Below are 19,801 nucleotides of genomic sequence, written 5' to 3' on the forward strand. Positions count from 1 at the left end.
GCATCCGCTTTTTTTACCCGTTATTCGCACATGCTCATTCGCTCGCGACGGAGACTTCGGGCGCGCCCCGACCATCAAAAAAACGTTTAAAATCGTACAAACCCGCACGATAAGTATAGCCCTTTTCCGCCGATGTGGCCAATCACCGATAGATAGATGTCCTCATATGATGGAGTATTCTCGCGTGCCCCCGGGAAGGAAGCCTACGAGTCCTACGCCCAGACATTCGACACGGTGGAAGGAGAACCAAGTATGCCCACCCCGAAAATCGACGTTCAGGTCATCAGCTCCGGCATTTTGGCCGAAGACGTTTTGATGCTGGGGGAATCCGTGATGAAGCAAGCCAAAATCCCGGCCCAGCAGCAGCTTTCGCTACAGTTCGGCTCTTTCAGGCAGTCCGTATCCGTCGTGCCCGTACCGCGATATGACGGCTTGCGCATCAGTCATTCGCTCGCGCGGCGAATGGGGCTCCATTCCGGCACGCCCCTCCGGCTGCAATACCGCTCCGGCTCCCGCACGCTTGCGCTCGGTCCGCTGATCGGGGTTTTGGTCAGCAGAGATTATCCGCAGCAGCCCGACAAGCCGTTCGGAAGCATTACGATGTTCTGCCGGGAACTTGTCGACGCATGCCGGAATCAGGGCGCTTATGTGTATTTTTTCACCCCGTCGGCCATCGCTTCGGGCTCCGGCGGCGTGGAGGGCTGGATTTACAGCTCGGGCTGGCACCGGAGAGCGCTCCCCGCTCCCGACGTCGTCAACAACCGGCTGACGACCCGAAAGCTGGAAAACCAGCCCGCCGTGCAGCGATTTTTGCAGGAAATCAAACAGCGGTACGGCGCGCAAGTGTTTAACGAGAAGTTTCTGGACAAATCCGAAGTGTTCGAAGCGTTGAAGAACGACGGCTCGCTCAGGCGCTATCTTCCCGAATCTTACGTGCTGCGCAGTCTGGCGATGCTGAAAAGCATGGGCTCCCGTTACCCGGTCCTGTTTCTGAAGCCGGTAAGAGGAAGCCTGGGCAAAGGAATTATCCGGTTGTCGCGTTACGGAACGGAAGGATGGCAGGCATCGTTCACAATCGCAGGCGGGACGAAAAAAGCGACGTACCCGAGTATGGCCAAGTTTTTTTCGTCGATATCCGCCAAGTTGAAAACGAAGCGTTACTTGATCCAGCAAGGCCTTCAGTTGATCGAAAGCGGAGGCCGCCCGATCGATTTCCGGGCGTTGACGCAAAAAAACTCCAGCGGCAAATGGACGGTTACGTCGATCGTGGGCCGCATTGCGGGCAACCAGCATTACGTATCGAACCTGGCGCGCGGAGGCACGCTTGCCACCGTTCGGGACGCCGTCGCCAAATCCAATTTGCCCGCCGCATACAGAGCAGACGTATCCGCCAGACTGTCCCGGGCGGCGCTGGAAATCGCAAAGGGCATCGACGCTTACATCCCGGAGCACTTCGGGGAGCTGGGCATCGATCTCGCGCTCGACGCGGGGGGGCGAATCTGGCTGCTGGAAGTGAACTCGAAGCCGTCCAAAAACGATAACACACCATTAAACGAGGGGAAAATCCGCCCTTCGGTGCGGATGATGATTCAATATGCCCGTTTTGTGTCCGGATTTTGACAAAGTCTCTTGCGCCAGGGAAAAGATCGGGGAACTCGGCGTTCTCGTCTGCGAGCTGGACCGCCACCCGCCCTTCGCCGAAGCCGATTTCATCCGGAAGCTGGCTCGCGCGGCACCGCGTTACGGGCTGGACGTATACGCCTTTGCCCCCTGGACCTGGAATGCGAAACGGCAATCGATCCAGGCCTGGAAATGGAAGGTCCCCGAGGGCGGCTGGTACAGGGAAGAGCGCCGGGCGCCCTCGCTCGTGTACGACCGGTCGTGGCCGAGCGGGCCCGAGGAGCGCAGGCGGTTTCGCGACGGCATGAACCGGCTGCAGCATGCCGTTCCGCTGCGGCGGCTGAACGGACGTCTGCCCGGAAAAGTCGAAGTTTACGCCGCGCTGTCCCGGGTAGGCAAGCTTGCCGATTGTCTCCCGCCGACGGCTTTGTACGATGGCAAAAAAAAACTGGCGGATTGGCTCGATCGTTGCGGAGGGGCTGTTTTTCTCAAGCCTTCGAACGGTTCGCAAGGCCGCAGGGTCGCCGCGATCGTTCGTTCCGATCCTTATGACGGCACCGTGACGATCTGCGGACGCACCTCGGGCAACGTCCCGTTTCGGTTGGGCGGAATCGGCGAATCCGTCGCTTTGGAGCGCATTCACCGCTGGATCGGGGACCGGGCTTACATCGTTCAACCGTTCCTTTCGCTGACCGGAGCCGGCGGCGAACCGTTCGACGTGAGGCTTCTGGCGCAAAGAAACGGCAAAGGCGGCTGGGCGCTCGCGGGCGCGGCGATCCGGACCGGACGCTCCGGAACCGTAACCTCCAATTTGCACGGAGGCGGGTCCCCGCACCATGCGGAGACATACCTGTCCGCCCGGTTCGGCAAACCGCAATCCGATGCGCTGCTGCTCGAATTGCGCCGGATTGCCGGCGTCGTCATCCGAAGTCTCGAACAATCGTTCGGAAAGTTTGCGGAGCTCGGGCTGGATTTCGGCATCGACCGGTCCGGCCGGGTCTGGTTTTTGGAGGCCAACTCCAAGCCGGGCAGAGCCGCGATGGCTTGCGCGGGCGGCAAGGCGGCCAAGGCCGCCGCAGAGCGTCCGCTCGCTTACGCCCGATATATCCTGCTTCGACCATCTGGGAGGGTATCTCATGAGTTTGACCTTGTGTAACGTCCACTTCACGCAGCAGCCGGAGCGCATCGTCTGGCTTTCCAGCCCTCTCGCGAAGCAGCTCAAGCTGAACGGACGAAAATCGATTAACGTCAAGCTCGGCCGGGACGTCGTCCCCGCAAAGGTCCGCACCGTCAAGCGGAAAGGAAATCACGTGTTTCTGTCGGCGGGATTAAGGCGGTCCGTGCGAATCCCGAAAGCGGGCAGCGTGTATCTGACAAACGGCAGCGAGGAAATTCAGCTTGGCCCGTTAATCGGAATTTTGACCGACAGCTCGGTCCGTTCCGCCGCCTCGCCGTTCGGCGTTCGGACGGGGTTTATCAAGCAGCTGCTCGCGCTCGGGCAAAAGAAAGCGTACTTCTTTGCTTTTACGCCAAAGGATATCAACTGGCAGCAGGAAACGGTATACGGATGGTTTCTCGACGGCGGCGGCGGCTGGATTCGCAAAATCGTCCCGCTTCCGGACGTCGTGTACAATCGGCTGCCGAGCAGAAGAGCCGAAAACGGCTCCGCGATCGGCCAGCTGCGCGAGCGGTTCGTTCGAAAGCGAATCCCTTTTTTCAACTGGAGCTTTTTCAACAAATCCGACGTCTATTCGCTGCTCGACAAAGACCCCGAAGCGCTGCGCCACCTGCCGGAATCCGTCAACAATCCGACGCCCGAACAGATCAGGGAACTGCTGGAAAAGCATCATTTTCTTTATTACAAGCCGACGGGCGGCAGTCTGGGCGCCGGGATTTATCGTCTGACCTACCATCCCAAACGGGGCTATTTCGTGCGCTACCGGAGGGGATCGGGCAACGTGCTGCTGCGCTTTACGACCTTTTCCGGCTTGATCAAGATGCTCCGCGCCCGCCATGGCAGCGGTTTGTCCGGCTACGTGGTGCAGCAGGGCATCCGGTTGATCGAGATCGACAAATGCCCGATCGATTTCCGGTTCCACATGCACAAGGACGGCAACAACGACTGGGTCGTCGCGGGCATCGGCGCGAAAAAAGCCGGGCGCGGAAGCGTCACGACGCACATTAAAAACGGCGGCTCGCTGATGACGCCCGAACAGGCGCTCAGCCGCACCTTCAAAGACCGGGCGAGCGAAGTGCTGCAGGAGGCGAAGGCCGTCGCGATCAAATTGTCGGAAGCGATCGAACGCAACTACAACCATACGCTCGGCGAACTGGGCCTGGACATCGGCATCGACCAGGACGGCGCCGTCTGGATGTTCGAGGCGAACGCCAAGCCGGGCCGCTCGATTTTCAAGCATCCCGCCCTGCGGGAGCAAGGACGCGCCTCGCTCGAATATATATTGGACCACTGCCTTTACCTTAGCAAATTCCGCCGGAAGGAGGAGCCCTCTGCATGAGCGAAGCCTCCGAGCAATTGACGATGAGCGCCAAGCTCGTGCCGGCCCCGGAAGGCAAGCCGGTGCTGGCGATTCTCACGATCGACGACGACGTGCAGCTTTTTCGGGGCAACCGGCACAATTTCGCCGATCTGATCGCGGCAGGCGAATCGCTTGGCTATTTGGCCTACGTCGTCACCGTGTCGAACTTAAAGCTGAGCCGCCCGCGCGTGCTCGGGTACACGTACCGCCGGGATCGGGAAGTCTGGGTGAAAGCTCTTTTTCCGCGGCCCCATGTCGTGTATAACCGAATTCCGCAGCGGGAGGACGAACGGCTGCCGCGGGTGCGCCGGAAGCTGGTCTCCATCGCCCGGCATCCCGAAATCCAGCTGTTCAACCGCCGTTTTTTCAATAAATGGTCGATGTTTCAATGGCTGAACAGATCGAAGACGGCCAGACCCTATATTCCGGAGACGAAGCGGCTGACGGAGCCCCAGGCGCTGACCTCTCTGATGAAGCGGTATTCGCTCGTCTATTTGAAGCCCGTTCGCGGCAAGGCGGGCGTCGGCATCATGACCGTGCGGACGCAGCCGGAAAAGCATCTGCCCTTCCGGCTTCAGATTCAAAGCGAAAAAGGAAGCCGGACCTACCGATGCTCGTCGGTCCAGAAGCTGTGGGAACGAATCCGGACGCAATCCAGCGCGATCGGCGAGCCGTATATCGCGCAGCGCGGCATCGCCCTCGCTTCCTACAACGACCGCCCCTTCGACCTGCGGGCGCTGGTTCAGAAAAACGACAGCGGGCAGTGGGAGGTGACCGGGATCGGCGCCCGGCTGGCGGGGGATACGAGCATCACGACGCACGTGCCCCGCGGCGGAGAAATCGAGGATCCGGAAAAGCTGCTCGTATCGGTCTTCGGTCAAGAAAAAGCGCAGCAAGTGCTGGGAAAGGCGAGAGTCGCGGCGCTGCTGCTCGCCCGCCAGATCGAGCGCGCCTCCAAGCATCGGATGGGCGAAATGTCGATGGATCTGGGGGTGGATAAAACCGGCCATATCTGGTTTTTCGAAGCCAACTCCAAACCGATGAAGTTCGACGAGCCTCATATTCGCAAAAAATCGCTGGAGCGAATTTTTCAGTACAGCCAATTTCTGTATGAGCGCGTTCGGCAAACAAAAGAGGGGATCGCCCGATGAGCGTTGACGGCAAGCGCGCGATTCGGCCGGAGGTGAGCCCGTGGCCAAGCAGCCTGTCCTGGGAATCCTGACGCTGTATTTGAACGATAAAAAAACGCTGGAAGAACGCGCCGTCTACGAAAAAATGATCTCCGCCGGCCAGCAGCTCGGCCTGAATGTGTTCGTCTTTACGCCGGAAGACGTGGAAGAGCGGACGAACCGCATTCATGCGATGATTTACGATCCCGAGTCGCGCTCGTGGCAGCGCAAGTGGGTCCGGTTCCCCCACATGATCTACGACCGGTGCCGGATCCAGCGCTCCAAGCGCTTCGAGAAGCTGCTCAGCTTTCGCCGGAAATACGGCCACCTCACGTTTTTGAACCGGCCGCTGCGCAACAAATGGACCGTCTACCGGACGCTGGCCAAAGTGTCCGCCTTTCAAAAGCATTTGCCCGCGACCCGGCTGTACGAAGCGTCCGACGACGTCCTGCAGCTGCTTCGCAAGTTTTCGCTCGTCTATTTGAAGCCGATCAACGGCACCGGCGGCCGCGGGATTTTGCGAATCGAGCGGGCCGGGGGCAAATTGCTCGTCCAGGGACGCGATCATCGGCGCCGGATTATCGAGCCGAAGCGGATCACGCGCGAGCAATTGGCGACGACGCTGCGGACGTGGAGCGCGACCGGCGACAAATATATCGCCCAGCAGGGGCTTCATATCAAGCTGCCGAACGGGCGGGTTCACGACTACCGCATGCTCGTGCAGAAAAACGGCTCGGGCGAATGGGAGGTGACCGGCTGCGCCGGGCGCATCGGGCCCGCCCGCAGCATTACGTCCAATTTGCACGGGGGCGGCGAAGCTGCGCCGATGAACCGTCTGCTGCGGCAATGGGTCGCCAGCGAAACGGAGGCGGCGCAAATTCGCCGGACGGCGGAAACGCTCGGCATCGAGGTCGCCCGCCATCTGGAAACGTCCTACGGCGCTCTGTGCGAGCTGGCGCTCGACCTCGCCATCGACCGAAACGGGCGCGTCTGGCTGCTCGAGGTCAACCCGAAGCCCGCCCGCGAAGTGTTCATCCGCGCGGGCGAGCGGACCGTCTACCGGCAAGCGATCGTGCGTCCGCTGGAGTACGCTCTCTGGCTTTACGCCCGCAAGCGCGCCGGACGCAGCGGCATGAGCGCGGGACAGACGGGCTCGGGCGACGCGAGCCGCACCGGAAAGTCCATGATGCGGTCGATCGGGGCGGAAGCCGCCGCGGAAGAAACGGTCGAGGCGGCGCCGCAAGCCTCGGCCGCCGGCGCGGCCTCGAAGCCGGCCCTTGCCGGCAAGCGGTAGGCTCCGCGAAACGAAAGGAAATTCCCCTGCGTCAGGGGATGATTTTCAAAGCCTTTCCAGCGAAGAAGACCTCGGCCTCCGCCCGATGGCGAAAGCCGAGGTCCTCTCGTTCGCTTTTTTGCCGGTTCAAGACGATTTCGCGTCCAAAAAAGGATAAAAGTAGTAGGCGGATGGTGCCTTCACACCTCTCCCCCCTATGCTAGAATGAAATTTCAACCTAGATTTTGAGGTGAACTAACAAGCCTTATGAAGTCCGAACAATTGGCGAGCGCGCCCGAAGAAGGCGTCGTTCCCGCGCAACGCAGAGCATCCAAGCCCTCTTTCATTCCTTTTCTCATTTTGTGGGTCGTTTTGATCGGAGGCGGAATCGCCGGATCCGTCTGGTATACCGGTTATCTTAAGCAGCAGGTCGCGCAAGATCTGGAACGGCAAACCGCCGCCCAAATCGCCGCGCTTCAATCCGAATACTTAAACAGGCTCGAACAACTCGAGACGAGCTACGCCGCCGAAATGGACAAGCTTTCCGCCAAAGTCGATACGCTGAACGAGCTGCTGACGTTTACGCAGGACAACGCGAACGACAGAACCGATAACAGCAACCAGCTGTACACGCAAATCAGCGAGCTGAAAAAACAGCTGGATCAACTCAAGAAAAACCTGGACGTGCTGAAATGATGTCCCCCGTAAAAAAGATGAACCGGACGCTCTTGCTCGCGTGCGCTCCGTTCATCGGCATGATGGGGTGGATCGCCGCCTCCGACTTCTCCGTCACGCTGGGGATTTCCGATATGGGCCGCATAAGCGCCGAAACGCCGCCGGCCATCGCCGAGAAAGCGCGGCATGTCGCGGACAAGCTCGACGAAGCCGCCGGCACCGCGGAGACGATCTCGGCCGCCGTCAAAAAAGTGTCCGAACTGTACGCGAAAACGAACGAAAGCATGCAGGCGATGCTGGCGACGGCCAAGGCGCAGGTGAATCGCCCCGCCGCCATTTACGACAAGCGGATTACGAGCCGGCTCGGCACGCCGAAGGATTCGGTGACGTCGGACAAGCTGCGGGCGCAGCTGTTTGCGATCTCGGCGCAAAAGTTCAGCGGATACGCGCTGAAGGTGCAGCTCAAGTCCGCGGACGCGATGAAGCTCGCGCTCGGCAAGGACGAGCTCGGAGGCGCGGAAACGACGCTGGCCGCCGTCAAGCGGCGCGGCGCCGTCGCGGGCATCAACGCGGGCGGCTTTGCCGACGCGGGGGGCAAGCGTTATCCGATCGGCACGACGATCGTGGACGGGGAATACGCGAGCGGCTTTACCGCCAGCTATTCCGATCTGTTCTTCGTCGGCATTAACAAAAATTTGAAGCTCGTCGGCGGCAAGTTTTCCAGCCAGGAGCAGCTCGACAAGCTGCAGCCGATGTACGGGGCGTCGTTCGTGCCGATCCTGCGCAAAAACGGCGTCAACCAGGCGATACCGTCCAAGTGGCAATCCAGTCCGGCGCGCGCTCCGCGAACGGTCATCGCCAATTACAAGGACAACCAGCTCCTCTTCCTCGTCATCGACGGGCGGGACGAGAACGGAAGCTCGGGCGCCACGCTGGAGGAGATTCAAATATTGCTGGAGCGGTACGGCGCGATCGACGGCTACAATTTGGACGGCGGCGGCTCCTCGACGCTTGTCTTCAAAGGCAGGGTCGTCAATCATCCGTCGGACGGGAAACAGCGTCCGCTGGCAACAAACTTTCTGTTGTTTTCCTAAAAAAAGAACCGGTCCTGGCGACCGTTCAGCTTCGCCATCGCCTCCTTCGAAAACCCGATGCCGTCGTCGCGGATTTCGATCTCGACCGAGCGGCCCGCTCGATCGCCGTGTTGACCTGGCCGAGGATGACGTTCAAATCCTGCCGGGTCTGGTTCTCCAGCATTTCGGCGGACTTGCGATAAGCCGTCGTTCCGATGAACAACGAGGGGATGGTGCTGAGAAGAATAAAAAACAGAAACAGCTTCGTCCTGAAGCGCGTGTTTTTCCATCTTGTCATCGCTTCACCTCATGCATAACAGCGCTTTCAGGTTCATTAAAGGTAACATCGCGCCGGAAAAATTGTCAATACGCAAAACAAGGATGCTTTCGTTCCGGCGGTCTGCCGAGCGCAACGCCGCGCCGTGCCGGAACATAAAAAGATCCCCCGGCTTCCCCGCCGGAGGATCGAAATCCAAAGCTGCGATATCAGAACAACGACATGATCAAGGAATAGCCGATGACAAGAACGAACAACAGCGTAAGATGATTCAGCGAATAAACGAACATCAGCTTCGCCCATTTGGCCGAGTCCCATTTCCGGTTGCCGACGATGCTGAGCGCGAGCCATCCGGCGCTGAGCAGGAATGCCGCGAGGCGAGAAACGAGCTGACCGGGACGAACAACAGGCTGGAGAGGACAAGCAAAGCCAGATAGACGTTCGTTTGCAGATAGGTGCGGCGCATCCCTTTGACGACCGGCAGCATCGGCACGTTCGCGGCGCGGAGGCATCGCTCCCGACAGGCTGCCGACCTCCGTATTGTAGATCGTGCGGCGCTTTGTCCACATTGTATACGGAAAGACGTACAGGAACAGTCCCAAAAACCCGAACAGCGCGGCAAGCGGCGAAGCGACGTACAGGGCGAGCATTCCGACGACGGCCATGCCGATCCCGAGCAGCAGCGCGGATCGCGTTTTGATCTGGCCGGTCACGGTCGGGCGTCCCCGGGTCCGCTCCATCATGAAGTCGATGTCCCGGTCGTACACGTTGTTAAAGGCGCCGGCGGCGCCGATGACGAGCGCGGATCCGACGATCGCGAGCACGATTTCCCCGATTTTGTCGAGAAAGCGGACGTCGTTCACATACAGGGCCATGCTTAGGCCCGCCAGCATCGCGATCAGATTGGATTTGATAATTCCCGTTTTAATCGTTTGGAAAAAAATATTTTGCAGCTCCCGAAACGGAAGCACTTGAGACGGCTTCATCGATTCTTTTCCCGCATCGGCGATTTGTAAAAAAAGGCACAATAATGTCATGAAGGTGTGACAGCCCCGTTACGAAAAGAGCCACTTCTTCCCAATATTCCCGCGAATACGGATCTTTATTTGCGATAGGCTCGGCGGCGAGCGCGTCGTCCGGCACCCCGTCCGTGCCTCCGGCAAAATTCCAGGCAAGCGTAATATGGCAGTCGTCCGGATGCGTCCATTTTCGAAACGGTTCTTCGGCTATCTTTAAGGTTATACTGAAGTGTTCCTTCTCATGTTCGACACGATAAGCAACAGTCCGGCTCCCAAAAACGCGCTGACTGTACAAGCAAAATACATAAGTGAAGGACCGCCGATATCCAGCAAATATCCGTTCAGCAAGTTACCTGCAATTCCCGCTAACCCTACGAAGACCATATTGAAAATGCTTTGTCCGGTTGCCTGCAGCCTTTTACCTGCAGTGTTTGCTACATACTCCACGGCTGCGATGTAAAAAAATCCGAACGACAACCCATGCAACACCTGGATGGCGATCATGACATCGGACGACGGAAACACCCATTGGATCCCCCACCGCAGCACATAAGCCGTCGCCGCAATCAACAAAAGCCGCTCTCTTCCCAGTTTCGCGGACAAGCGCGAAGCAATCAGCATGGATGGCACATTCGTCGCGGAAGCGAGCAGGAGTGCGACGCCAGTCATGGCATAAGTGCCGCCGGCCAGTTGAAACGAAAGCGTAAAATAGGAATTAAATGCCGTCAATGTCTGATTGATCATAAAGCATCCGGCCAAAAAGAGAAGAAATCTTCGGTTTATCAGAAGCTCCCGAACGCCGTTTGTAAATGAAGCAGCCGCTACCTTTGACTTCGTTGAGGACGGCAGGAATAGAATCGCGATCAACCCGAGCAAATTGATGAAGGCGAACGGGAGCCATAATGATGTAAGCGAGAACCATGACAGATACAATCCTCCCAAGTACCCGCCCAAAGCGTTTCCAAGACTGCCAAGGCTTCGAATGGACCCGTATGTCGCATTTGATTTTTTCGCCGCTTCCACCGCATATGCATCCGCTATTGGTGCATAAGTCGCGGAAAAGACAATTGACATGATATAGGCGACGCTGATGACCGCAACCCACTGCAAATTGTAAAAGTAGGCTGCGCAGGCCGGGATCAGCATACTGAGTGCCAGCACGAACTTCGTTCGTTCGTAACGGTCAACGATAAAGCCCCACACCGGCTGTGCGAGAATGGATGCGAAGGTTCCCGCAGCCATGATCCAGCCGACCGTGCTGCTGTTCAAGCCATGATGGGCAAGAATCAATGTCAAGTACGGATTGAACACGCCGCCGGCCAGTCCGTTCGTGAAATAGAGTCCCCGAAGCTTGAATAGTGCGCTGAAAGAAAACGCATGAGCGGTTATACGTTCGGCAAACGCCAATCTTTTCATGAATCAAACGTCCGAGATGTTTCTTTTAACAAAACGGACAACACCATCCTTGGCGCTATAGTCGTAGGTTTCGCCGCGGTATCGGATACCCGCCACGCAAGTTTCTCCCCATGGCGGAGCAATCGGAACGATATTACCGTTTAGCGGTGGCATAAGACCTAGTCCGCCATACAAAACGGCAGCGGCTGGCATACCGCTCCAACCCTGCAGATCGGAACCTTTACCATAGACTGGATCGTAATATTCCACTGGCGTCAACCATTGACGTTCCAATCCGTACGTAAACCATCGTGTCAGAGGATATTCCCAATCTTTTCGCGACAGCCGCAACTTGGCCCAAGCGAGGATTCCGCTCCAATACGGCCAGTCGCTTCCGTTATGATAGCGTAAAGGGTAAGCGGACTTTTCGACCAGGTGTTCGACGTTTGAATACTGCGGGAAGACCGTCATGACCCCCCAATCGCCGTAGGGCTGTTCGTCGTTGTTTCGAGTTTCGAGGTTGGCGGTGAGCAAATCCAGGATACGCTGTTGATCTTGTTCCGCACCGATCCCGTAAACCGGAGCAAGCGCCTGCTCAACCGAAATATTATTTTCCTGTTTCCCTTCTCCCCCGATGTTTTCGTAGTTCCGGTAGCCAACAGCATCGTCCCATAACCGTTCGTGCAGCTTTACCGTCAGGCTGGTCGTATTAGCGTCCCAAATTTCCCTTTCAGTCGAAACGTTATCTCCCGAGGCAGTCCATTTTTCCGCATAAACCATGATTTCCGCAAAGCATTGGCGCGCCCTTAAATAAAGCAGTGAATCGTAAGCGACCGCACCTTGACGAACGACATTGTCGCACCAATCCCGACGATTGTCCGGTTTTACCAGCAATTGAAGTTCGCGTTCGATAATCCCGTTTAATTTTTCCATGCACAATCCGGCCCATTCAAGAAGGGTCCGACCGTTCACCGTTTCCGCAAGCAACCCTTTGTCATGCGTCCAGGCCAAGTAGTCGTGCAGCATCATGACGAAGAAAGATGGCGAATCATAGTGGTCCGGCCAAAACTGTTCAAAACGATCCCGAAGCACGTTATAAATAACCGCGCTCGGACACGAACCGTCATTCGAAATTGCATGCGCAAGCGTAACGATCTCGTTCCGAACCCATTCCGGCTTGAACGGCAAGAGCGGCAGCAACGTCCAGTAACCGTCCCGGAAGTAGGTGCGGGAAGGGCTCTGATAATTGACCCCGGCATAAAACGCGGCGAACTTTTTCCCGCTGACCTTGTAGGACGAATGCGATACGTTCAGGCAAGCCGCGACAAGCGAATTCAGAGTCTCTTGACCATTTGCCGAGAAGGATTCTTTCAGCCACGACCGGTAGCTTTCCGCCGCTTCCCAATCCGCGGCCGCCCCCTCTGCGAGCTCGTCGGAGGCCAGAGGTTCCATACCTCCGGTAATCCCCAATGTAAAGACAACCTTTTGTCCGGGCCGGGCAAGGTCGACGAAGTCGAGAACCATCCGTGGACCTTCTTGTTCGATTCTCTCAGCTCTATGACTGGAAGCAAGACGAACCGAATAATCCGCTCCGAATTCCGCCTCCCAGACGGTGCGCAATTCGTTCCAGGCTTCCTTCATCTTGGTTGCATGATAACTTCCATGTTTCTCAACCATTGCGGACATATAGCCTTTCAGGTCCCACTGCATGCCGTGCCGAAGCAAAATCCGGGCCGGTTCCGATCCCTGATTTTCAAATTCAAAGCAAATATAAAGCGCATTCCGTTCATTTCCGCTATACTGCTTCACCCTTACCGACACCCCGTCCAGTTCTTCAGCGGAGAGGTAGTCTATTTCCATCCCGCGGCCAAGCACCTCGATTCGCTTGCGGTGTCTGTAGGGCAGGCGTTTGCCGTTAACCGACCAGGCGGCAAACCAGCTTTTCTCCGTTAAGAGAGACCATTGCCCGGCAACCGAGTATTTCGAAACGCCACCGTTGCCATCGAACTGCGCAAGCAGAGAAATGTTGGAAATATCGTATTCTACAGGATTGTACCATGCGGCTTCTGTGACGATGCTGTGATTAAGGGGATAGGATACGGTGTTCATGCCAACCAGCTCCAGTCGGGTAAATGTGTGAATACATTACTTGGACGAGCCTTGAGAAAGGCCGCTAACGAAATGTCTTTGAAAGAACAGGAAGAGGATAATGATCGGAATAACCGCAATGACTGTGTAAGCTGCCATCGGCCCCAGTTCTCCCATCCGTTGGCCTAGCGCGTTGCGCAATCCTACCGGAATCGTACGAACTTCGTCGGAAGAGGTAAGGGTGAGCGCGATCATGAACTCGTTCCAGGTCCGGACGAAAACGAGGATTGCCGCGGCCGCAAGACCTGGCCGGACTAGAGGAAGCAAAATCGTAAAGAAGATGCGCATGCGGGAGCACCCGTCGATCATCGCGGCCTCTTCAATTTCCATGGACAGACTTTCGAGGAAATCCTTCATGACAAAAATGACCATCGGAATTCCTGTAGCCGTGTACGCCAGAATAACGGCCCACAGCGAATTCAGCAGCCCCAGTGCATGCATAAGGACGTAGAGCGGAATGACGGTCAGAAGCGCCGGAATCATCCGAACAGAAAATATTGCCATAAAAATCGTGTTCCGAAACGGGAATTTTAATCTTCCAAGGGCATAGCCGGCAAGTGAACCCAGCAAAAGCGACAATACGAGCGAAACCCCGGTTACGATCACGCTGTTCATGAAATAGGTGACGATCGGAGAATTTTGGATCGCGCTGATGTAATTTCCCCAAGTCGGACTTTGAGGGAAAAAGGTAGGCGGAAAGCTGCCCCATTCAGCCGCCGGCTTGAGTGACAGCATAGCGATCCAAAGCAGTGGCCCGAGCGAAATTGCCGCCCAGAACAACACGGGCAAATAGGCGACAAATGTCCAGATCCGGTCCTTTTTTTTCATCCCAGGTTATGCCTCCTTCCTTCTCAATACTCGGTAATAGACCAGGCTCAAAATCAGGTTGACGAGGAACATCAATACGGCTATGGCGGAGCCCTTTTCGAATTGACCGAGAGAGAACGCCGTGTTATACATTTGGATGCCAAGCAGATTGGTGGCTTCAAGCGGCCCGCCCGCGGTCAGCGCATAGACAAGGTCGAATTCATTGAACGTGCTCGTGGTGATCCAGATCAGCGTGATCAGCACGGTCGGCTTCAGCAGCGGCAATGTGATGTAACATAGCTGCTGAAACCCGTTCGCCCCGTCGATCATCGCCGCTTCGTATACATCCTCGGGACGGACTGCAAACCGGCAAGGAGCATGACCATGGAGAACGGCATCCCGAACCAGAGATTGGCCACAATGACCATTTCCATCGCACTGTCGACTCCCAACCAAGCAATTGGCTCGGACAAAATCCCGAGTGACATCAGCATGTAATTTAGCAGACCGGTTTTATCGGAAATGAAAAACAACTGAAAAATGACCGCGATAACGACGGGCGACAATACCCACGGGATGATAATGATGCTTCGCAAGAACGCATTGACCCTGAGCTTCTTTTTCAAAATGAGGGCCAGGATCAGCCCGACGCTAAATTGAAGGATGACGGACCAGAACGTAAAGACAACTGTTTTCCACATCGATAACCAGAATGCGGAACTGCGCAGAACTTCGACGTAATTTTGCAGTCCGACGAATCTGCGGTTGAAGACAAGAAACTTGCTTTCGAAAAAACTCATATATAAGGCGTAAAAGGTGGGATAGAAAGCAAATACGCCGATAAACAGAAGTACCGGAAGCAAAAATGCGAGGCCGATCGTCCATTCCTTCTGCCATTTCCGTCTTTTTTGGGGCACCTCGGCCTGCACCGGTCCCCGGTGCGAAATTGAATTATCCATTTCCTTCCTCCCAGAACATGATGCAAACACCTTCGGTCCTGCCGCCTTACTTAAAATAATATTTCACGCTCCATACAGCAGCCTTTGAATAAACGGCGCCGGACCGGCAGTCCGGAACGACGCCTCTACTTATGCTAATATTATTGGGATTCGACTTTACTTTGCGCATAATCAAGCGCTTCTTGAACCGGTTTTTGCTTGCCAAGTACCAATTGAATCGCATCCCGGTAAGCTTGAGACAGTGCTTCGTAAGTTTCCGTTTTCGGACGCGGACGAGCATAAGGCATAATGTCGACAAAGCTCTTGAAAATCGGGTCGGACGTGAAGGCTTCGTCTTTGTAAGCCGACAATCGCATTGGCATGTTGCCCGTTCCGTTTTTGAATATGTTGATTTCATGCTCCGGAGAAGTTACTTTCTCGATCCATTTCCAGGCTTCGTCTTTATTTTGCGAATTGTCGAAGATGACCCATGTTCCATAACCGACCGCTGTTGCCGGCTCATCCGTAACCGCATCGTCCGGAAGCGGAATCGGAGCGGATGCAAGCTTTCCTTTCAGGCTGTCCTGGGCCAGGAAGCTAGCGTCGCTGCGCCATTCCCAAGAGCCTACAATAGCCATGGCTGATTGGCCGCTAACGATGCTGGCGGCAACCTCTTTTTTTGTTTTCATATAGCTGTCGGGAGGGGATACTTTATCTTTCAATACCAGGTCCGACATAAATTGAACGGTCTTGACAATCGGTTCGCTGGTTAGTGTCGGCTTGCCGCTTCCATCCACGAAATCTCCGCCCAAATCCCAAATCCAGGGCAGCGAACGCATCGATGTATGCTCAGAATTGCCCCCGTTCATGGCAAAGCCGTACTCGATTCCTTCCGATTTGCCGACCTCCATCAGCTTTTTCGAGGCTGTCACCAATTCGCTCCACGTCTTCGGAGCTTCAAGCCCCACTTTGTCCAGCAAATCCTTCCGGTAGAGCAGCGTTCTTACGTCGCCGTCGCCGGGAATACCGTAGACTTGACCGTCAAATACGACGGATTCCCATACTTTCTCGGGGAAATCGTCCGATTGTCCCCATTCGTCCGTATAATTGTTCAATGCCGCGAGAATGCCGGTCGATTGAAATTCCGCCAACCATTGTCCGTCGAGAAACGCAGCATCTGGCAGGTTGTTAGCCGAAATGGCGGCAAGCAGTTTGGTCCGAATGCTATCGTTTGTAATTTTCTCGATTTTTAGCTCTACATCCGGGTTTTCTTTATTGTATTCGGCAATGACCGTATCCATCGGTCCGCTGATTTCCGTTTTATACGGATCGGTCCAGTCCCAAATGACGACTTCTTTCTTCTGCCCGCCACTTTCACTTCCTCCAACGTTCGAACCGGACGAACATCCGGCTGTCAACAGACTTACCGCCAATACGGAGCTTGCAATCGAAAACCATGCTTTTGCTTTCATGAATGTACCTCCTGCATCGATTTTTTCATGACATGCTTTCGGCATTTCTCGAGGACGCCCGCCAACGCTCCGAGCGCGCCGGCACGATTTCCAAGCTTAGCCGAAACTACGGCAGCCGGAATGGGCGTAAAATGTTTCATTTTCTCGCAAATCGCTTCCAAGTACACCTCCCCTGCTTCCGCAACACCACCTCCCATCACAACGAGAGCCGGATTCAGCAGCGATACGGCGTTCGCCAAGCCTATAGCCATATACGTGAGCGGCTTGTCCAGTATTTTAAGCGCCTCCGAATCCCCTTGACCGGCGGCATCGAGAACATGGCGCGCATTGATCGCCTCAAGATCAAAACCGGCCATCTCCCGGATCAAGGAAGGCTTGTCGTTACCGGTCAGATGCTCTTGAGCTCGGCGGCCAATTGCCGTTCCCGAAGCGACATTCTCAAATTGGCCGAATTCAAACGGTCGTTCTTGCGCCCGTTCGGCCGAATCGGCCCCGGAATCCGGAGCTTTGATAATAAAATATCCGAGTTCTCCTGCAGCGTGTGTCGCTCCCCGGTAAATATCGCCGTTAAGAAAAACCGCCCCTCCGATACCTGTCCCGACCGTGACCATAAGAAAATCGTCCACCCCTGCCGCCGCTCCAAGCCAATGTTCGCCCAGAGCGGCGACATTTACATCGTTGTCGAGATACAACTCTCCTTGGAAATACTTGCGGATACTCTCCTTAATGTTGGGGGCGTTCCACGGAAAAGCCGGTGCATTTCTTAAAATGCCTTCATCATCGTTAATGACGCCCGGAAACCCGAGCCCGATGCCTTCGATTGCCATTTTAGGCAAACCATTCTCGGCTGCCGCTGCTTCCAACTCTCCTATGATGCGGGCAAAGAAACGATCGGGATCCATACTCGCATCCGTCGGAAACTTCTTTTCTGCAATGATTTTGCCGTCTTCAGCAGCCAAAACCATCATTACTTTTGTTCCGCCGATGTCAACTCCCGCGAACACTGAATTCTGCGTCAATTCCAATCCCTCGTTTAACTTGATATGATGTTTTCCTTGATGTACTCGATCGTGTGGGCAACAGCCGTCTGAACTGCCCCCACAAGCACCGACTCTCTTCCGAGCGAGGCCGACTCAAGCTGAGGCTTGACCGCAAAGTACTCCGCGATATGCTGCTGAAGCAGCCTCAACACATAAGGTTGTTCGCCGATTCTTCCCCCGAGAATGATGAGCTGCGGGGCAAGTACGGTAAACAGGCTGTGAAGCCCGTATGCGACATCTCTTATATAAATGACAAAGATCTTTCGAGCGACAGAATCCCCTTCATTCACGGCAGAAAATAAAACGTCCAGGTTCAACGTAACGCCTCTGAGCGTACTTTCGGTTTTATCCTCCTCCAGTATCCTTTGAGCTAGTTCCAGAAGTCCCTTCTCCGAAATGCAGTCTTCCAGACGCCTCCCTTGTCCTGTCGTCATATCGCCGAATTCACCAGCCACTCCCCCGAGTCCTCTGAGCAGTTGGCCTCGCACCATAACGCCGGCTCCCACTCCCGCGTCGACCGACAGATAGGCAAATACATCCTTGTCGCGGGCGGCGCCTCTTTCATATTCAGCCAAAGCCGCCAAATTTACGTCATTCTCCAGCAGGATATCGCATGGGAACCATTCAGACAGCTTATTTCGGGAAAAAAAAGGGTCGAGCCCTTGCAAATTCGAAACGATCATGGATGCTTCCCCGAGCTCGTTGACCACTGCAGGTATCCCGAATGCGATACATTTGACTTTTTCCCAAGTTATCCCTTTGTGCCCGAGCAAGGCTTCCGTCTCATCCCGCAAGAAGCGAAGCAAGGACTCCGGTTTCAGTACTTGCTGCGGCATGGGGATTTCTTTTCTTGCAACGATTTCTCCACTTAGATCGGCCACCACCAGACGAACGAGCACCGCTCCGATCTCGATACCGCACACATAATAGTAGGAGCTAATAAAATCGACCAAAGTTGGTTTACGGCCGTAACCGGTGCCTCCCGGCCCGATTTCCCGAACAAGCCCCAGATCCAACAAATTCTTCACAGACGATGACACCGTTGGCTTACTTAGCCCAGTCAGACGGCTGATTTCGGCGCGGGATAATCCGCGATTCCGAATGGTCAATTCCAAAACCAATTTTTCGTTGATGCTTCGAATAAGCTGAGGGTTACCAATAGAATCATTCATGAAATGATCCGCCTTTATTAAATTTGTAAACTTTATTAACTAATTAAAAAAACGCTACCCTGGAAACAATTTAAAATACACTTGGTTAGTAAACTTTATTAACAAACAGGATGCATGTATTTTCTCATTGCTTATATAAAACCAAGTTATGTTGTGATTATAATCGAAACACCATGATGCGTCAACAAATTTAACATAAACTTGTTTAACGGAAGATTATATTCCACAACCAAAATCCTGGCTCCCCTATAAGAAAAACCGTCAGGGAAGATCTCCCTGACGGTCCTTTTGGGTTTGGAGGATATCCGAAATGTGGTATTCGTACCCGTGAACGCCTTTGTAATGCTCCGGGTACATCGTTCCCCCACAGGATTCACATCTGAATTGGGGCGGTACCGACGGATCTCCCCCATCCATTCGGTCAAAGTCACGTACCACCTTTAACGGAATGAGTTCCGCTTCCAGACAGCTTAGACAGATGTACTTAACTTGCCCGTTCGTAAGCGGATTGGGCTTTTTCTTTTTGTCTGGCTTTCGTTTCTTCGATACTGGTGAGATGGTCAATCATCCTCTCCAAACAGGCATGCGTCGTCCGGCAACGGGCATACTTCACCTGCAATTTCCCTTCTTGCAGACACACTTCTCCCTTGTATTCATCCCTCCCATGGTCACCAGCATGTGCACATGGGATTGAAGTTCAGTCTCGAGCCAAACGTATGTAATCCGGCGATGATCCCCGGCGTCACTTTCCGCTTCTTCTGAAAATACGCCTGTACCACTCGCACCGCTTCGTCCACGTAGCTCTTCAGCAAATCACGGTGCACCAAAAAAACATCCCACAGCCCCTCGTCAATCGTAAATACGACGTGACGATGATGAACCTGCAGCACGTCATCCAGCAAGAGCCGGCTCCACTCCTCCGTCTCTCCGCAGGAGCAGGTGGTGCAGAATCGCCCCTTACAACGATACGGCACCACTTTCAGGTCATGGCAGCCTTCGCAAACCATTAGCTTAAAGCCGTTCCGAGGGTCTCCGCATTTCCGGAACTTCTCCACTTCTTTTAACACGCAGGCACGGACTCGGGAACCGTTCTTTTCCACGAATCGTTCCCAGTGCCGGTTCTCGTCAAAAAAGATTCGCTTCAGGATGTTCGCTTCCATACCGCTATTTTACCAATTCAACCTTA

16 protein-coding genes and 2 pseudogenes are annotated in these 19,801 nt (G+C 55.2%); 7 read left to right on the forward strand and 11 right to left on the reverse strand.

Annotation, left to right across the window (positions count from 1 at the left end; all coding sequences use genetic code 11):
• The first annotated feature begins 252 nt into the window (after positions 1-252).
• From JW799_RS27745 to JW799_RS27775, 7 genes are all read left to right on the forward strand, one after another.
• Positions 253-1,620 carry a YheC/YheD family endospore coat-associated protein gene (locus tag JW799_RS27745; RefSeq protein WP_205432714.1) on the forward strand — a complete coding sequence of 456 codons (1,368 nt, stop codon included), beginning with the start codon at positions 253-255 and terminating at the stop codon, positions 1,618-1,620.
• The gene (locus JW799_RS27750) at positions 1,595-2,776 is read left to right on the forward strand and encodes a YheC/YheD family endospore coat-associated protein (protein ID WP_205432717.1); all 1,182 of its coding nucleotides are present in this window, start codon (positions 1,595-1,597) and stop codon (positions 2,774-2,776) included. The genes JW799_RS27745 and JW799_RS27750 overlap by 26 nt, the downstream gene beginning before the upstream one ends.
• Positions 2,757-4,136, forward strand: a complete 1,380-nt coding sequence (locus JW799_RS27755) for a YheC/YheD family endospore coat-associated protein (RefSeq protein WP_080836890.1) — start codon at positions 2,757-2,759, stop codon at positions 4,134-4,136. The genes JW799_RS27750 and JW799_RS27755 overlap by 20 nt, the downstream gene beginning before the upstream one ends.
• A complete protein-coding gene (locus JW799_RS27760; protein WP_139787235.1) occupies positions 4,133-5,308 on the forward strand; it encodes a YheC/YheD family endospore coat-associated protein in 1,176 nt (391 codons plus the stop codon). Before JW799_RS27755 ends, JW799_RS27760 begins: the two co-directional genes overlap by 4 nt.
• Before the next feature lie 40 nt (positions 5,309-5,348).
• On the forward strand, positions 5,349-6,620 hold the full coding sequence (locus JW799_RS27765) for a YheC/YheD family endospore coat-associated protein (protein WP_139787234.1): 1,272 nt from the start codon (positions 5,349-5,351) through the stop codon (positions 6,618-6,620).
• A gap of 246 nt (positions 6,621-6,866) precedes the next feature.
• Positions 6,867-7,295, forward strand: a complete 429-nt coding sequence (locus JW799_RS27770) for a hypothetical protein (protein ID WP_080836888.1) — start codon at positions 6,867-6,869, stop codon at positions 7,293-7,295.
• A complete protein-coding gene (locus JW799_RS27775; RefSeq protein ID WP_205432718.1) occupies positions 7,292-8,368 on the forward strand; it encodes a phosphodiester glycosidase family protein in 1,077 nt (358 codons plus the stop codon). Before JW799_RS27770 ends, JW799_RS27775 begins: the two co-directional genes overlap by 4 nt.
• Before the next feature lie 25 nt (positions 8,369-8,393).
• On the opposite strand, the gene JW799_RS27780 is transcribed toward JW799_RS27775, so the two are convergent.
• From JW799_RS27780 to JW799_RS30380, 11 genes and pseudogenes are all read right to left on the reverse strand, one after another.
• Complete coding sequence (locus JW799_RS27780) at positions 8,394-8,645, reverse strand: hypothetical protein (protein WP_176220799.1); 252 nt, start codon at positions 8,643-8,645, stop codon at positions 8,394-8,396.
• A 188-nt stretch (positions 8,646-8,833) separates the two neighbouring features.
• Positions 8,834-9,610 (reverse strand): annotated as a pseudogene (locus tag JW799_RS27785) (UbiA family prenyltransferase).
• 252 nt (positions 9,611-9,862) lie between these two features.
• Positions 9,863-11,059: an MFS transporter gene (locus JW799_RS27790; protein ID WP_080836885.1), complete on the reverse strand. Its 1,197-nt coding sequence runs from the start codon at positions 11,057-11,059 to the stop codon at positions 9,863-9,865.
• Between the two features lie 3 nt (positions 11,060-11,062).
• Positions 11,063-13,147, reverse strand: a complete 2,085-nt coding sequence (locus JW799_RS27795) for a glucosidase family protein (protein WP_080836884.1) — start codon at positions 13,145-13,147, stop codon at positions 11,063-11,065.
• Between the two features lie 36 nt (positions 13,148-13,183).
• Entirely contained in the window at positions 13,184-14,014 is an 831-nt protein-coding gene (locus tag JW799_RS27800) for a carbohydrate ABC transporter permease (RefSeq protein ID WP_080836882.1), read from the reverse strand.
• 6 nt (positions 14,015-14,020) lie between these two features.
• Positions 14,021-14,323 (reverse strand): carbohydrate ABC transporter permease, encoded by a 303-nt coding sequence (locus JW799_RS27805; RefSeq protein ID WP_205432720.1) that lies wholly within the window; start codon positions 14,321-14,323, stop codon positions 14,021-14,023.
• The gene (locus JW799_RS27810; RefSeq protein WP_205432721.1) at positions 14,320-14,952 is read right to left on the reverse strand and encodes a carbohydrate ABC transporter permease; all 633 of its coding nucleotides are present in this window, start codon (positions 14,950-14,952) and stop codon (positions 14,320-14,322) included. Before JW799_RS27810 ends, JW799_RS27805 begins: the two co-directional genes overlap by 4 nt.
• 140 nt (positions 14,953-15,092) lie before the next feature.
• Complete coding sequence (locus JW799_RS27815; protein ID WP_080836880.1) at positions 15,093-16,448, reverse strand: ABC transporter substrate-binding protein; 1,356 nt, start codon at positions 16,446-16,448, stop codon at positions 15,093-15,095.
• Complete coding sequence (locus JW799_RS27820) at positions 16,400-17,422, reverse strand: ROK family protein (protein ID WP_080836878.1); 1,023 nt, start codon at positions 17,420-17,422, stop codon at positions 16,400-16,402. Before JW799_RS27820 ends, JW799_RS27815 begins: the two co-directional genes overlap by 49 nt.
• Positions 17,423-17,436: 14 nt before the next feature.
• A complete protein-coding gene (locus tag JW799_RS27825) occupies positions 17,437-18,615 on the reverse strand; it encodes an ROK family transcriptional regulator (RefSeq protein WP_080836876.1) in 1,179 nt (392 codons plus the stop codon).
• Between the two features lie 654 nt (positions 18,616-19,269).
• A pseudogene (locus JW799_RS30380) lies at positions 19,270-19,775 on the reverse strand (IS91 family transposase); the annotation flags it as partial.
• Positions 19,776-19,801: the final 26 nt, after the last annotated feature.

Source organism: Cohnella algarum (assembly GCF_016937515.1).
Classification (GTDB): Bacteria; Bacillota; Bacilli; order Paenibacillales; family Paenibacillaceae; genus Cohnella; species Cohnella algarum.

Bases quoted from the DNA above. Each gene is read 5' to 3' on its own strand.
- JW799_RS27745 (WP_205432714.1), top strand. From the start codon at position 253: ATGCCCACCCCGAAAATCGACGTTCAGGTCATCAGCTCCGGCATTTTG.
- JW799_RS27750 (WP_205432717.1), top strand. From the start codon at position 1,595: ATGCCCGTTTTGTGTCCGGATTTTGACAAAGTCTCTTGCGCCAGGGAA.
- JW799_RS27755 (WP_080836890.1), top strand. From the start codon at position 2,757: ATGAGTTTGACCTTGTGTAACGTCCACTTCACGCAGCAGCCGGAGCGC.
- JW799_RS27760 (WP_139787235.1), top strand. From the start codon at position 4,133: ATGAGCGAAGCCTCCGAGCAATTGACGATGAGCGCCAAGCTCGTGCCG.
- JW799_RS27770 (WP_080836888.1), top strand. From the start codon at position 6,867: ATGAAGTCCGAACAATTGGCGAGCGCGCCCGAAGAAGGCGTCGTTCCC.
- JW799_RS27775 (WP_205432718.1), top strand. From the start codon at position 7,292: ATGATGTCCCCCGTAAAAAAGATGAACCGGACGCTCTTGCTCGCGTGC.
- JW799_RS27780 (WP_176220799.1), bottom strand. From the start codon at position 8,645: ATGACAAGATGGAAAAACACGCGCTTCAGGACGAAGCTGTTTCTGTTT.
- JW799_RS27790 (WP_080836885.1), bottom strand. From the start codon at position 11,059: ATGAAAAGATTGGCGTTTGCCGAACGTATAACCGCTCATGCGTTTTCT.
- JW799_RS27795 (WP_080836884.1), bottom strand. From the start codon at position 13,147: ATGAACACCGTATCCTATCCCCTTAATCACAGCATCGTCACAGAAGCC.
- JW799_RS27800 (WP_080836882.1), bottom strand. From the start codon at position 14,014: ATGAAAAAAAAGGACCGGATCTGGACATTTGTCGCCTATTTGCCCGTG.
- JW799_RS27805 (WP_205432720.1), bottom strand. From the start codon at position 14,323: ATGATCGACGGGGCGAACGGGTTTCAGCAGCTATGTTACATCACATTG.
- JW799_RS27810 (WP_205432721.1), bottom strand. From the start codon at position 14,952: ATGGATAATTCAATTTCGCACCGGGGACCGGTGCAGGCCGAGGTGCCC.
- JW799_RS27815 (WP_080836880.1), bottom strand. From the start codon at position 16,448: ATGCCGAAAGCATGTCATGAAAAAATCGATGCAGGAGGTACATTCATG.
- JW799_RS27825 (WP_080836876.1), bottom strand. From the start codon at position 18,615: ATGAATGATTCTATTGGTAACCCTCAGCTTATTCGAAGCATCAACGAA.